Below are 14,455 nucleotides of genomic sequence, written 5' to 3' on the forward strand. Positions count from 1 at the left end.
ACTGGTGCGTCCGAGTGGACTCGAACCACCGACCCCCACCATGTCAAGGTGGTGCTCTAACCAACTGAGCTACGGACGCAAAATGTTACTTCAGAGATTTGGTGCGTCCGAGTGGACTCGAACCACCGACCCCCACCATGTCAAGGTGGTGCTCTAACCAACTGAGCTACGGACGCACTGTTGCTATCTGGGTGGTAGCGGGGACGAATATTAACGGCAGCCTGTACGCCTGGCAAGGAGAAAAAAGCTTTTTTCTGCCTGATCGCTGCGCATCTGTGCGAAGCGCGGCAATTTTAATCATATTTCAGTGAAATCTACCGAAAAATTAGTGTGCTGCGCGCGCCAGAATGCGTTCTGATGGCTGCCTCTGCAGGCGAATAATCCGCCAAATCATCATTACCGCCGAGCTGGTTAGCCCAATAATAAAACCGGTCCAGAAGCCCGCAGGACCCATCGGTGCCACTACCCAGTCGGTCATTGCCAGTATGTATCCGCTGGGGAGTCCCAGCACCCAGTACGCGATAAAGGTGATAAAGAAGATGGCCCGGGTATCCTTATAGCCACGCAAAATACCGCTGCCAATCACCTGGATTGAATCCGAGAACTGATACACCGCCGCCAGCAGCATTAGCTGTGCAGCCAGCGTAACAACTTTGGGATTGTCGTTATACAACAGGGCAATTTCATGGCGGAAAATCACCGTGAACAGCGCGGTCAGGCAGGCCATGCAAACGCCCACGCCCTGTGCGGTCCAGGCCGCTACGCGCGCCTGCTCAGTTGAACCCTGGCCAAGACGAAAGCCGACGCGAATGGTGGTGGCAACGCCCAGCGAAAGGGGGATCACAAACATCAGAGAGCTGAAGTTTAACGCAATCTGATGACCCGCTACTTTGACGATGCCCATGGGTGAAACCAGCAATGCCACCACGGCGAACAGCGTCACTTCAAAGAACAGCGCCAGCGCGACCGGCAGCCCGAGGCCCACAAGGCGGCGCAGAACTTTCCAGTCAGGGGGAGAGAATGAACTTTCCAGACGAATATCGTGCATAAAGGCGGCCCGGTTCACCCAAAACTTCATGGCAATAAACATCACCCAGTAGACCGACGCCGTCGCCACACCGCAGCCAACGCCGCCAAGGGCAGGCATTCCGAAGTGCCCGTAGATAAAGATGTAGTTAACCGGGATATTGACCAGCAGGCCAATAAAACCCATCACCATACCCGGCTTGGTTTTCGATAGCCCTTCACACTGATTACGTGCTACCTGGAAGAATAAATACCCTGGCGCGCCCCATAGCAAAGCGTGCAGATAGCCGAGAGCCTTGGCTGACAGCTCCGGATCGACATTATGCATCGCCCCAATCAGATAACCCGCATTGTAGAGCACCACCATGATAATCAGCGATGAGAACCCCGCCAGCCAGTAACCCTGCCGAACCTGCCAGGCTATGCGATCGCGTCGGCCGGAGCCGTTTAACTGTGCCACCACTGGCGTTAAGGCCAGAATCAGGCCGTGGCCGAACAGAATAGTAGGCAACCAGATTGAGGTTCCCACTGCAACGGCGGCCATATCCGTGGCGCTAACGGCACCGGCCATCACTGTATCGACAAAACCCATGGACGTTTGCGCAACCTGCGCAAGGATCACCGGAATTGCCAGCATTAATAACTGACGCGCCTCTGTGAGGTACTTCTGCACGTAATACACCTTTATTTTAATTGTGGAGGGGTTTTAGCTGGGGAATACACGGCGTTTGCTCATCGCCACAGCATAGCAGGCCGCTTAGTGTAGTGTCCGTGGACGAATTAGCCAATAAGTAGCGCAAAGAATAGCTCTTCATGTCACGCAAACCGCTTTCAGTTCAGTTGGCATTATGTGGCAGCCAGGGCAAACTAGTGCCAGCGACAACACATTAATAGAGGCATAGCTATGTTTACCGGGATTGTGCAGGGCACTGCTGAAGTGCTGACAATTGAAGAGAAACCTAATTTTCGCACTCATATCATAAAAATGCCGGAAGCTCTGCTGCCCGGGCTGGAACTGGGTGCATCGGTTTCCCATAACGGTTGCTGCCTGACGGTAACGGAAGTCAACGGCGATCGCGTGAGTTTCGATCTGGTTAAAGAAACGCTGCGTATTACCAACCTCGGAGATTTGAAAGAGGGAGACACGGTAAACGTTGAGCGCGCGGCAAAATTCAGCGATGAAATCGGCGGTCATCTGATGTCGGGTCATATTATGACCACGGCTGAAATCAGCAAAATCATTATGTCGGAAAATAATCGGGAAATCTGGTTCAAGGTGCAGGACGCCAGCCAGATGAAATATATTCTGCATAAGGGATTTGTCGGTATTGATGGTATCAGCCTGACGGTGGGCGAGGTGACGAAAACCCGCTTCTGCGTGCATCTGATCCCTGAAACTCTGGCGCGCACCACGCTGGGCGCGAAACGTCTGGGCCATCGGGTCAATATTGAAATCGATCCGCATACGCAGGCTATTGTTGAAACGGTCGAGCGTGTACTGGCACAGCGCGAAGCGGCACTGCTGGCAGCCGCCGCGGCTGAAGAGCCGACTGAGTAACTTAAGCCGGCCCGTCAGCGATCGCATCACACTTGTTGCTACTTTTTTAAATATACAGCGCGTGGTGCCAGCCAGAGCGTATTTGCACAAAGTGATATTTCTTTGCGTGCAGCATTAGTGACCTTGTTTTCCTGACGTTAAAAAAGCCGCTATCGGAGAAAGATAGCGGCTTTAGTATTATTTCAATGCCGTATTTTGCGCAGACAACCTGTAATGCTCCCCATTAACTGCGGTTATTTTTCTGCTATAGCGGCATCATCGCGCCACGCGCAGCCCACCGTCAGCGCCATGAGTGAAGACGACCTGCCACAGCTGAATATCACGCGCGCGGAAGGCTCCTGCACAGGCGTTGAGATAGTAGCTAAACATACGCTTAAACCGTTCGCCGTAGTTATCCGCAATCTGCGGCCACGCCGCGAGGAAACGGTGGTACCAGGCCATCAGCGTCAGGTCGTAATCTGCGCCGATATTGTGCCAGTCCTCCATGACGAAATGCGGTTCGCTGGCATTGGCAATATGTCTTACCGACGGCAGACAGCCGTTAGGGAAAATATATTTGTTGATCCACGGATCAACATTCTCATCGGTTTTATTTGCCCCGATGGTATGCAGCAGGAAAATACCATCAGGTTTTAAATTACGGTCTACGACAGAAAAATAGGTCGCGTAATTTTTGGGCCCAACGTGTTCAAACATGCCAACTGAAACAATGCGGTCGTACTGCTGATTCAAATCGCGATAATCCTGCAAAAGGATTGTCACATCCAGCCCTTCACAGCGCTGCTGCGCCATTTTTTGTTGTTCGGCAGAAATGGTAACTCCAAACACGCTGACGCCGTAATGACGAGCAGCGTATTCCGCGAGTCCGCCCCAGCCGCAGCCAATATCCAGCAGCGACATGCCGGGAGCCAGCTCAAGCTTCTCGCAAATCATTTTAAGCTTCGCTTCCTGCGCCTGTTCCAGCGTTTCAGCCTCTTTCCAGTAACCGCATGAATACTGCATATACGGATCAAGCATCAATGAAAACAGGTCGTTACCCAAGTCATAGTGCTCTTTACCCACGATCCAGGCCCTTTTCCGCGACTGGAGATTGGTCAGGCGAGCGGCGGCAATGCGAAGCGTATCTTTAAAATGGTGGGGGAGTTGTTGATCGAGTTTTGCCAGCAGCACGCGCTGGAAAAAGATATCCAGCCTGTCACACTGCCACCAGCCGTCCATATAACTTTCACCCAAACCCAATGAGCCTTCCTGCAGCACGCGTTTGAAAAAGTTGGGATTACTTATTCTGATATCCCATGGACGGGAACCTTTTATTTCTATGTCAGCCTTGCGCAACATCTCCTGGATAATTCGGTACCACTGGTTTTCTTCCAGGCTCACTTCTTCTATACACGATGAACTCATTAGCTTCTCCATCACCCTGTGTGATTAAAACCTGAGAAAAGAATAGTCAATTTCTACAGATTTATGAGAAAACTCACGGCAGAGCCGCAGTCTGATATCCGACGTTAACAGAGGATTGTATTATAACCGGCAGAGGCTGAAACAGACGTAACATAACAGTATGACAGCCTAGTCAGTAAAAAATGCCGAACACCGCCAAAGCGATCTTCGGATTTAAATGTTGGTAACTTGTTATTTTATAATGCCTGACGAGTATATCCTCCCGTCAGGCAATATTCAATGCATTATTGTTAGCGTGCTAACTAAGTAATTTTACAACATATCACAACGGGTTTTCCATCGTTTGAAGCGCTAATTTTTTAGCCGCTTTACGCTGAATCAGGAAACCTATCGTAACAAGTAAAATGGTCAGTAACATGACACGCACGGTGGTTTCTAGCGGTGATTCAATCCAGGTTGAAACAGCCAGACTGGCGATAAAGCACAGACCGAGCTGCAGCATATTTTGTAATGCGGCGGCTTTCCCCGTTGCCTGCGGGAACGGCAGCAGGGCGCTGGACACCACCACCGGATAAATTGCGCCACTGGCCATCGACATGACGCAGAACGGCGTGAGCAGACTGTACAAAGATGGCGCCTGCTGCTGTGCGGCAATAAATAGCACGATAACCCCCAGGCTAAAGCACAGCAGCATCCACGGCAGCAGCTGCCCGCCGGAGAAACGATTAAGCAGTGCACGGCAGCCAAAGCCACCAATCAGAAAGGCGATGGTCTGCGGCACATAGCTCAGGCCGATATCGGCAGGAGACAGACCCAGATTGCCGAGGATAAACGGTGAACCGGTCAGCCAGGCAAAGAAGCTGGCGGAGCAGGCGGCGAACACCAGCACGTTACCGCTGTATACCGGGGACTTCAGCAGCGTCAGGAAACCAGGGGCCGGACCATTGGGTGCCGCTTTCTCAGCGGATTTACGGCCAGAAAGGCGCAGCGTGGGGATCAGCAATATTACGCTAATCAGCAGCAGCGCGACAAAGATCGCTCGCCAGGAAAAATGTTCAAGTAGCCAGGCACCCAGCAGCGGTGCCAGCGCCGGTGAAAGCGCAACCAGCGGCATAATGGTGGCGAATACGCGTTTTGCCTGCTCGGCGCTGTAGCGATCGACAACCAGGGCCTGCCAGCTTACGGCTGCGGCACACACACCCACAGCCTGCAGGAAACGGAAAAACAGCAGCCACGGAGCGGAATGCACCCACATCATGGCAGCACAGCCGATAGCGAACATCCCCAGCCCCACCAGCAGCACGGGCTTGCGGCCAAGGCGGTCGGACAGTGTTCCCCAAATCAGCTGTGCGCAGGCGAAGCCGGCAAGGAAGATGCTCAGGCTGGCGCTGATAACGCCAGAACCGGTGGCAAGATCCTGCTGCATCTCACCAAAAGCGGGCAGGTACATATCGGTAGCAAGGAAACCCAGCATGCTCAGCATAGCCAGATAAACGATAAAGAATTTTGAAGGCATAGTTTACTCGTACAGGGCAGTTTTTTATCGCAGGGAGTGTAAAGGGATGCACTTACGCTTGTGAAACGCTAATATTCGTCAGTTCCATTGAAAAAATTTGCAGGCAAAGTGATGTGGTCAGAACATTCTCTGGAAGTGATTGAAGCCGTTGCCAGAACTGGCAGCTTTACTGCCGCAGCGGCTGAGCTTCACCGCGTGCCTTCTGCGGTAAGCTATACCGTACGCCAGCTAGAGCAGTGGCTGGCCGTCAGCCTGTTTGAACGACGCCATCGCGATGTGGTGTTGACCGAGGCCGGGCGAGTATTTAGCGAGGAAGGGCGTTTTGTTATCAAAAAAATGCTTGCCACGCGTCGCCGCTGTCAGCAGGTGGCTAACGGCTGGCGAGGTCAGATTAATATCGCCGTTGACCGCATTGTCAGACCGCAGCGTACCCGCCAGCTTATCGTCGATTTCTACCGTCATTTCCCCGATATGGAACTGCATATCTTCCCTGAGGTGTTTAACGGCGTGTGGGATGCGCTGGCGGATGGCCGCGTTGATGTGGCGATTGGTGCCACCCAGGCTGTGCCGGTCGGCGGACGCTTCGCCTTCCGCGATATGGGTAGCCTTAACTGGCGCTGTGTGGTAAAGGCGGGGCATCCCCTGTTGCACCAGACAAGCCCGCTCAGCGACGATCTGCTGCGCGAATGGCCATCGCTGACGCTGGAGGACACGTCGCGATCGCTGCCAAAGCGTAATACCTGGACGCTGGATAATCAGCGTCGGCTGGTGGTTCCTGACTGGGACAGCGCGATTGACTGTCTGCGGGCCGGACTGTGCGTCGGCATGATCCCGGGGCACTTTGCCCGGGGGTGGATCGCAGAAGGGGGCGTTGCGGAACTGACGCTGGCAAACCCGTTCCCGATCAGCCCATGTTGCCTGAGCTGGTCGGAACAAAGTGCGTCACCGGCGCTGAACTGGCTGCTCGATTACGTCGGCGACAGCGATACGCTTAATGCTGAATGGCTGAGTGAACCGTCCGCCTGAGCGAACGGGATTAGCGGCGATAGTCGCGGAACGGGCCGTCGGCAACGGAGCGCCGTTCAATCAGGGACGGATGAACTTCAATGGTCTGCGGTTCTTCACGCTTGCTGGTGATGCGATCGAACAGCATATCAAACGCGGTTTCTCCCAGCCTTTCTTTCGGCTGATGCACCGTGGTCAGCGCCGGTGTGAAATAGCGGGCGTTGCGCACGTTATCATAACCGATCACCGAAATATCCTGCGGAACGCGCAGGCCCATCTCATCTGCGGCACAAATTGCGCCCATAGCCATCACGTCGCCGCCGCAGAAGATGGCAGTAGGGCGCTGTTTCTGCCCCAGAATCTGCTGCATGGCGCGATAACCGGATTCAGGTTCAAAGTCGCCCTGGACCAGCCACTCTTCGCGCAGGGTAATCCCGGCTTCGTTCAGCGCTTTGAGGAATCCGGCATGGCGTCCGCCGCCGGTGTTGCGCTCCAGCTGTCCAGGAATGGCACCGATATCACGGTGACCACGCTCAATAAGATAACGCCCGGCCAGATAGCCGCCTTCAAAGGCGTTATCCAGTACTGTATCGGTGAAATCACCGCGCGATTCGCCCCAGTCCATCACCACCATCGGGATATTGCGGTGGTCTTCCAGCATCGAGATTAATGAATCCGGATACTCAGAGCACATTACCAGCAGCCCGTCCACGCGCTTCTGCGCCATCATCGACAGGTAAGCCTGCTGTTTGTGCAGGTCGTTGTGCGCATTCCCAAGGATCAGGGTATAGCCTTTGGCAAAGCAGCGGTTTTCCACGGCTTCAATAATTTCGGCAAAATAGGGCGCTTCGCTGGATGTTGCCAGCAGGCCGATGGTTTTGGTGTGGTTAACCTTCAGACTACGTGCCACGGCGCTGGGGGAATAGTGCAATTCCTTAATTGCTGCCCACACGGCTTCACGAGTCTCTTCGGCTACAAAGCGCGTTTTATTAATTACGTGGGAAACCGTGGTTGTTGAAACCCCGGCTCGCTTTGCCACATCCTTAATTGTTGCCATTAAACTTATGCTCCTGGTGTTATCGTAACTATTTGATAACAGGTTGGTTAAACGTTTGCCTGGGTGCGGCCTTTTCCCGCCAGACCAAAGTGGTTTAGATGTTGCCGCAACGGGTCGGAAAGGGGAAAAAATCGTCCGTAGAGTGACTGCAGAGCTGGCAAAAACCGTTTCCGCTGCTGTTGCGCAACGGAAAAGAGGAATTCTAACAAGGCTGCGCAGAGAAAACGAGATTTTTACGGGGAACTGTGAGAAAATCTTTGTGCATACATTTTACAGGGTTATTAAGGAGAGACGATGAGTACCGATCTGAAATTCTCACTGCTGACCACGGTGGGTGCGCTACTGATGATTATTGCATTTAGCTTCACGGCTATTCTGTACTAAGAAAATCGGGAGGAGCATGGCTCCTCCCGATTAGCAATGAGTCCTGACGGTCCGCGTTGCGCAATCAGCGAATCGTTTTCGGCGTCATCATTCGGCGTGCACCAATGTAATGCTCCTGCCAGTAATCATCGCCCAGCGTGCTTACCTGAATATCTTTGCCGGTTCTCGGTGACTGAATGAATTTCCCACCGCCAAGATAAACGCCAACGTGATCGGCAGTACCGCGTCCGCTGATGCGGAAGAACACCAAATCGCCTTTTTCCAGCTTGTCGCGTTTGATTGGTGCAGCATCACGCAGGTGATACATCTCATTCGCCGTGCGCGGGATCTTAAACTTCACCAGGTCTTTATAGGCGTACCACACCAGGCCGCTACAGTCGAAACCGGTCGAGGGTGAGGCGCCGCCCCACTGGTAGGGTTTACCTAACTGGCCCATCAGCTTGTTCATCGCTGTTTCACGCGCTTTCTGATAGCGTGCGCGGTGTGCCTTGCTCAACTTCAACGGCGATTCAGGGGACTCAACTTCACCATTCTCGATAGCGCGCAGCGTGCCTTTCTTACCTTTTTTCGTCTGCAAAGAGGCGAGACGCTCGCGACCATAGCGCTTTTTCTCCATCTTGCCGATGCGGGTGGTTTTCACTTCGCGTGAAGCGGTGGCTTCCTGGCTCTTCTTCAGTTTTGCCTTCTGGGTAGCAGAAACTTTGTTTTTCTTAAGCGCTGGCGCTTTGTTTTTTTTAATGAGAGGTTCTTTGACTTTCTTCGTGGCGGCAGCTTTCACCGGGCGACGCTTGCGGCGTTCATCTTTACGCGCAGAGTTGTGGTCAACTTTATGTTGGTTAGCGTTAACGGGAGCATGAGGCGATGCATGCGCCATATTAAAGAACAGCTGGGCAAGGGCCAGCATGCTAAGCGTGATGATTAAACGCAACGTTCCCATTAACAGTTAAACTCAGTGTAATGACCGCATGGCAATCGAAAAAGAATTCTGCAATTTGCAGGGGTTAGGGCAATTCTAATCTAACTTCTTAACAAAAGGTAAGGTGTTTTTTGTTTCAATAAGACAGATTAAGTAAATGATGAATTATTAAGCGTAATCAGCTGTTTAACTCAACAAAAAAAAGTAATCTAACATCGAGAAACGCTGCAACGATGATAGGAAAATGTTATTTTGTTTTCATAATTTTGCATTTTGTTGCGTTCTGTTCATCAGCGCTGCGTAAAATGTCGTTTTCAACGGCGGAGCAGAATCGCTACAATAACTAAACACGAAGTATCGTACTGAGGAAGTCATTTATGAGTACTGTTGAAAAAATTCAGCGTCAGATCGCAGAAAACCCAATCCTGCTGTATATGAAAGGTTCTCCAAAGCTGCCAAGCTGTGGTTTCTCCGCACAGGCCGTACAGGCTCTTTCCGCCTGTGGTGAACGTTTTGCCTACGTTGATATCCTGCAGAACCCGGATATTCGTGCAGAAATGCCGGCCTACGCTAACTGGCCTACCTTCCCACAGCTGTGGGTTGACGGCGAGCTGGTCGGTGGCTGCGATATCATTATCGAAATGTTCCAGCGCGGTGAACTGCAGCAGCTGATCAAAGAGACTGCGCAGAAATACCCTGCACCAGCTGCTGAATAAGCCGCTGGCAATAAAAAACCCTGCATCGCAGGGTTTTTTTTGTCTGCGCGGTAGTTAATGCACGCCGCAAAGTCAATACGGTTCAGGACTCTGCTTCCGGCACCGCAAGCGGCCAGCCGCCCAGACGTTTCCAGCGGTTGACCAGCTCACAGAATAAATCTGCCGTTTGCGTGGTGTCGTACAGCGCAGAGTGCGCCTGACTACTGTCAAAGGTGATTCCGGCCGCGATACAGGCTTTGGCCAGCACGGTTTGCCCAACCACCAGCCCGCTGAGTGCAGCGGTATCGAAGGTGACAAACGGATGGAAGGGATTACGCTTCAGGCTGGCACGCTCGGCGGCGGCGTTCATAAAATTCAGATCGAATGTAGCGTTATGCGCCACCATAATGGCTCGGCTGCATCCGGTGTCCTTAATCCCTTTACGAACCAGCTTAAAAATGGCGTGCAGCGCTTCATACTCGCTGACGGCACCGCGCAGGGGATTGCTGGGATCGATGCCGTTAAAGGCCAGCGCTTCCGGCTGTAAAACTGAACCGACAAAAGGCTCTACGTGAAAATGCAGGGTTTCATCTTTCTCCAGCCAGCCATCTTCATTCATTTTTAAGGTAACGGCGGCGATTTCCAGCAGCGCGTTCGTTTTGGCATCAAATCCCGCAGTTTCCACGTCAATCACTACCGGATAGAAACCGCGAAAGCGGCTGCTCAGAGTATTCAGTTCATTTAATTCAGACATCAGCTTCTCGTTGGCGCAAAAATGCAGGGCGTATTATGGCAAACTTTGCTGCGTGATGCAGCAGGCAGGTGAGAAGGAGGGCCCGCAGGCCCTCAGAGGAGCTTAATTGCCCAGGCCGTGACCGGCATGTTTATTTTCAATCAGTTCAATCTTATAGCCATCCGGATCTTCAACGAAGGCAATGATCGTGGTACCACCTTTAACCGGGCCGGCTTCACGAGTGACGTTTCCGCCGTCGTTGCGAATGCGATCGCAGGTTGCAGCAACGTCATCCACGCCCAGCGCGATATGGCCATAGGCGTTACCGAGATCGTAGCTGTCCACGCCCCAGTTGTAGGTCAGTTCGATAACAGCGCCTTCGCTCTCTTCGGTGTAGCCAACGAAGGCGAGTGTATACTTATATTCGGTGTTCTCACTGGTGCGCAGCAGACGCATGCCCAGCACTTTGGTGTAAAAATCGATCGAACGTTGCAGGTCGCCAACGCGCAGCATGGTGTGAAGTAAACGCATAACATCCTCTTTTTTTGCGTCATCGGCGGATGACGTTAGAAAAACAGTATAGCGATAATCACCACGACTGCGAGTCGTCGTGGCAATTATCGCTATGAAAACAATCTATTATATCAAAAATGTGCCGCTTGAATTAGCGTAATTAACCTAATGCAGGATAATCCGTATAGCCTTCCGCACCACCGCCGTAGAACGTTTCCGGGCGAGGTTCGTTGAACGGCGCAGCGGCCTGCAGGCGTTCGACCAGGTCCGGGTTTGCGATATAGCTGCGGCCAAAGGCAACCGCATCAATCAGCCCGCGTTCGATCAGGTCTTCGGCTTTTTCAGCATTGTAGCCGCCGGCACCGACGATAACGCCGGGATACACGGCACGAATCGCCTTGCGGAAGCTCTCGGTGTACGGTTTGCCTCCGGCCCAATCCGGTTCTGAAATATGCAGATAGGCCAGGTTGCGTTTTGCCAGTTCGGCAATGTAATACAGTGCCGCCTCCTCCTGATCTTCGCCATTATCCAGGCCGTTAAACGGGCCGAGCGGTGAAATACGGATGCCGATACGGTCAGCGCTCCAGCCGTCAATCGCGGCATCAACCACTTCCAGCGCGAAGCGGGTGCGATTTCCAATGCTGCCGCCGTACTGGTCGTCGCGCTGGTTAGACGCCGGAGAAAGGAATTGATGGATCAGGTAGCCGTGTGCGGAGTGCAGCTCAACCAGATCGAAATCGGCTTCGCGCGCGTTAATCACCGCCTGGCGGAAGTCGGCAACAATACCGGCAACCTCAGCGGTACTTAGCGCCCGCGGGGTAGAGGTTGCTTCACGCAGCGGTTTACCCTCAGCATCGCGCAGCGAAGTACGCGTTTCGGCATTAATAGCCGAGGCTGAAACGGGCGCTGCGCCATCCGGCTGCAGGCTGTTATGGGATATACGCCCGGTATGCCACAGCTGAACCGCGCTGTGGCCGCCATCCTGGTGAATACCTTCGTTAATCGCCTTCCACGCGGCAATCTGTTCCGGGCTGTGCAGGCCCGGTGCACCGGCGTAGCCCTTGGCCTGGAAGGTAATCTGGGTGGCTTCGGTAATAATTAAACCTGAGGACGCACGCTGACGATAATACTCACCCATCAGTGGTGTTGGGATATCGCCGGGCTCAATGCTGCGCAGACGGGTTAGCGGGGCCATAAAAATGCGGTTTGGCACGGTGATCGCGCCGGTTTTTAATGGGGTAAACAGTTTGTTCAAAGCCATAACTTACTCCTGGTAGACCGGTCGGCTAGTATAAGTATTTTTTTTAAACCGCCTGAAGAATACGCGTCATTTCCTGCACTGCAGTCTGTAATGGCGCACTATCGCGGCGGATTTTGCATTGCAGGCTTGCGCCCAGCCACAGCATATAAAGCGTTTCTGCCGTTGTGGAGGCGGTGACAGAAGGTGAAAGTTTTCCCTGCTGCTGTGCCTTTTGCAGCGCGGAGGTCAGTTCGCTAATCAAAGCCACCGAACCCGCCGCTAGCGCGTTACGCATCTCTTCCGACAGATCGCAAACTTCGGCTGAGAGCTTAACGGAAAGACAGCCGGTAAACTGATTTTCCTGCCACCAGTTGCACGACTGCTGATAATACGCCAGCACCCGCTGACGCGCATCGCCCTGATGTTCCGCAAGAAAAGCGCTCAGGTTTTGCACATAACGGGCGAAGTAGCGCTCCAGCATCGCCACCCCAAACGCTTCTTTGGAGGGGAAATAGTAGTAAAACGACCCTTTTGGCACTTCCGCCTTTTTCAGTAGCTCGATCAATCCCGTGCCATTAAAGCCGCTCTGCACGCATAGTTGCTCACCGGTATTGAGGATATGTTCGCGCGTATCAAATCGGGTCGTCTTATTCATCACAGCAGAGTACCCGACCGAATGGTCGATTTCAACACTCGCACATTCGAGGGGCACGATCCGCCTGGCATTTTGCCCTTAACTACGATTACGACAGCCCTGGAGTATATCCATATTCTGCTGATATTCACCCGTCTGCACGTTGAGCATGCCGAGAAGCGTATGGAAGATATTATCCTGAGACACCGGCTGGTTTTCTGCCTGCTGCTGCAGGCAGGATGAATTGATGCTAAACGCGCTTTCATAATCCGGTGACAGCCACAGCAGGAACGGGATATGCGTTTGCTGCTCAGGTGCGAACAGGTACGGTGCGCCATGCAGATACATTCCGCGCTCGCCCAGCGATTCACCGTGATCGGAGAGATAGACCATCGCGACGTTAAATTTACTGCTGTAGCTTTTTAGCAGATTGATGGTGCTGTCGAGCATCGAATCGGTATACAGAATGCTGTTGTCATAAGTATTGATCAGCGCCTGACGATCGCAGTCCTGGATTTGATTACTGTCACAGGTCGGGGTGAACTGGCGCATTGCTGTAGGATAGCGTTGGTAGTAGGCCGGGCCGTGGCTGCCCATCTGATGCAGCACGATAATCGAATCATCCTTAATGCCGTCGATATAGTTGTTTAGTCGATGCAGCAGTATATCATCAAGGCAGAAGTCGCTTTTGCACAGTTCATTCACCTGCCATTTAGTCATATCCGTATGCGGAACGCGATCGCAGGCGCCTTTACAGCCGCCATCGTTTTCACGCCACAGCACGTTAACACCGGCATGCGCCATAATATCCAGCAGCCCTTCCTGATGACGAGCGAGCCCGGCATCGTATTGTGTGCGAGGCATATTGGAGAACATGCAGGGTACGGAAATTGCCGTTTCGGTGCCACATGAGGTGGCATTCTTATAGTAGATAACGTTGTCGCCTTTCAGTTTGGGATTCGTTTCCCTTGGGTAGCCGCCCAGAGAGAAATTCTCCGCACGGGCCGTTTCACCCAGCACGAAAACCACCAGCGTTTTTTTCTTTTCTGCACTGATAATCTGACCTTTGCGGGCATCAAGGCCAATTTTTACCAGCTGCTGACTGCCGGCAAACCAGCGATCGTGCGTGTAATGGCCGATACCACTGGCAACGTTAGCCGGGGTAATCATCTTCACAAGGCCTTTATTATTGCGCACCATCGACGCGTAGTCTTTATAGAACAGCGCCGCCATCATCAGAATCAGCAGGATAGCCGCCAGTGAACTGACTGAGCGCCAGATAATGGATGCCCACCACGGGCGCGAAGACTCAATTTTAACCCGCCACAATAGCGCGACCGGAAGCAGTCCGAGCAGCGTCAGCCAGATGAGATAGCGCGTGCTGAACAACGAGGTGGCTTCCTGAATGTCGGTTTCAAACACATTCTGGATCATGTTGGTGTCGATCACCGTGCCGAAACTGTGCATAAAGTAGTTGGCAGCCGCGCTGAACAGGATCAGCAGCGTCAATAGCGGTTTACGTATCCAGGGCAGGGCAAACAGATTAAAAATCAACAGAAAGGCGCAGAACAGCACCAGCGGAATAGAAGCCGCAAAAAAGTAGTCTCTTAGGCCAACATAAGGAAAGGTCTGCCAGGCGCGCAGCAGAAATACACCGTTAAGGGCAAAGGTAAACAGCAGCGCAGCGCAAAGATTAAAGGTCAAATCGTTACAACGTAACTTAAAAAAAGATTTCATGGTATTCCAGTCGCAGTGTTATCTGTCAGCAGAATAA

14 protein-coding genes and 2 tRNA genes are annotated in these 14,455 nt (G+C 52.8%); 4 read left to right on the top strand and 12 right to left on the bottom strand.

Translation table 11 applies throughout. The features are described from left to right. Positions 1–2: 2 nt before the first annotated feature. The 3 genes from AC07U6_RS00500 to AC07U6_RS00510 all read right to left on the bottom strand — a co-directional run bounded on the left by AC07U6_RS00500 (position 3) and on the right by AC07U6_RS00510 (position 1,699). Positions 3–79, bottom strand: a tRNA-Val gene (locus tag AC07U6_RS00500). A gap of 20 nt (positions 80–99) precedes the next feature. Next, a tRNA-Val gene (locus AC07U6_RS00505) sits at positions 100–176 on the bottom strand. A 149-nt stretch (positions 177–325) separates the two neighbouring features. After that, entirely contained in the window at positions 326–1,699 is a 1,374-nt protein-coding gene (locus tag AC07U6_RS00510; RefSeq protein WP_494762595.1) for an MATE family efflux transporter, read from the bottom strand. 231 nt (positions 1,700–1,930) lie between these two features. Here AC07U6_RS00510 and AC07U6_RS00515 point away from each other — a divergent pair, with 231 nt between their 5' ends. Continuing rightward, positions 1,931–2,584 (top strand): riboflavin synthase subunit alpha, encoded by a 654-nt coding sequence (locus AC07U6_RS00515; RefSeq protein ID WP_494762596.1) that lies wholly within the window; start codon positions 1,931–1,933, stop codon positions 2,582–2,584. A 255-nt stretch (positions 2,585–2,839) separates the two neighbouring features. Here AC07U6_RS00515 and cfa read toward each other — a convergent pair whose 3' ends face one another. Together cfa and punC are read right to left on the bottom strand one after the other, a co-directional pair. Beyond that, positions 2,840–3,988: a cyclopropane fatty acyl phospholipid synthase gene (cfa, locus tag AC07U6_RS00520; RefSeq protein WP_494762597.1), complete on the bottom strand. Its 1,149-nt coding sequence runs from the start codon at positions 3,986–3,988 to the stop codon at positions 2,840–2,842. A 322-nt stretch (positions 3,989–4,310) separates the two neighbouring features. After that, on the bottom strand, positions 4,311–5,504 hold the full coding sequence (punC, locus tag AC07U6_RS00525) for a purine nucleoside transporter PunC (protein WP_494762598.1): 1,194 nt from the start codon (positions 5,502–5,504) through the stop codon (positions 4,311–4,313). A gap of 111 nt (positions 5,505–5,615) precedes the next feature. On the opposite strand from punC, the gene punR reads away from it, so the two are divergent. After that, positions 5,616–6,530, top strand: a complete 915-nt coding sequence (gene punR, locus AC07U6_RS00530; RefSeq protein ID WP_494762599.1) for a DNA-binding transcriptional activator PunR — start codon at positions 5,616–5,618, stop codon at positions 6,528–6,530. Between the two features lie 10 nt (positions 6,531–6,540). Here the strand turns inward: punR and purR are convergent, their stop codons facing one another. Then, complete coding sequence (gene purR, locus AC07U6_RS00535) at positions 6,541–7,566, bottom strand: HTH-type transcriptional repressor PurR (RefSeq protein WP_494762600.1); 1,026 nt, start codon at positions 7,564–7,566, stop codon at positions 6,541–6,543. Between the two features lie 294 nt (positions 7,567–7,860). Here purR and cydH point away from each other — a divergent pair, with 294 nt between their 5' ends. Next, positions 7,861–7,950, top strand: coding sequence for a cytochrome bd-I oxidase subunit CydH (cydH, locus tag AC07U6_RS00540; protein WP_494762601.1), 90 nt, complete (start codon positions 7,861–7,863; stop codon positions 7,948–7,950). Positions 7,951–8,014: 64 nt separating this feature from the next. On the opposite strand, the gene AC07U6_RS00545 is transcribed toward cydH, so the two are convergent. After that, positions 8,015–8,878, bottom strand: a complete 864-nt coding sequence (locus AC07U6_RS00545; RefSeq protein ID WP_494764483.1) for a C40 family peptidase — start codon at positions 8,876–8,878, stop codon at positions 8,015–8,017. 365 nt (positions 8,879–9,243) lie between these two features. On the opposite strand from AC07U6_RS00545, the gene AC07U6_RS00550 reads away from it, so the two are divergent. Further along, a complete protein-coding gene (locus AC07U6_RS00550) occupies positions 9,244–9,582 on the top strand; it encodes a Grx4 family monothiol glutaredoxin (protein WP_205064737.1) in 339 nt (112 codons plus the stop codon). Positions 9,583–9,664: 82 nt separating this feature from the next. On the opposite strand, the gene rnt is transcribed toward AC07U6_RS00550, so the two are convergent. The 5 genes from rnt to eptA form a co-directional block, all read right to left on the bottom strand. Further along, positions 9,665–10,315, bottom strand: a complete 651-nt coding sequence (gene rnt, locus AC07U6_RS00555; RefSeq protein ID WP_105594959.1) for a ribonuclease T — start codon at positions 10,313–10,315, stop codon at positions 9,665–9,667. A 102-nt stretch (positions 10,316–10,417) separates the two neighbouring features. After that, positions 10,418–10,825, bottom strand: a complete 408-nt coding sequence (gene gloA / locus AC07U6_RS00560; protein ID WP_105594958.1) for a lactoylglutathione lyase — start codon at positions 10,823–10,825, stop codon at positions 10,418–10,420. A gap of 142 nt (positions 10,826–10,967) precedes the next feature. Continuing rightward, a complete protein-coding gene (locus AC07U6_RS00565) occupies positions 10,968–12,068 on the bottom strand; it encodes an alkene reductase (protein ID WP_494762602.1) in 1,101 nt (366 codons plus the stop codon). Between the two features lie 43 nt (positions 12,069–12,111). After that, positions 12,112–12,702 (bottom strand): TetR/AcrR family transcriptional regulator, encoded by a 591-nt coding sequence (locus AC07U6_RS00570; RefSeq protein ID WP_494762603.1) that lies wholly within the window; start codon positions 12,700–12,702, stop codon positions 12,112–12,114. A 78-nt stretch (positions 12,703–12,780) separates the two neighbouring features. Beyond that, positions 12,781–14,418: a phosphoethanolamine transferase EptA gene (gene eptA, locus AC07U6_RS00575; protein ID WP_494762604.1), complete on the bottom strand. Its 1,638-nt coding sequence runs from the start codon at positions 14,416–14,418 to the stop codon at positions 12,781–12,783. Between the last annotated feature and the right edge of the window lie 37 nt (positions 14,419–14,455).

It is taken from the genome of Erwinia sp. GW821-FHT03D09 (assembly GCF_059420805.1).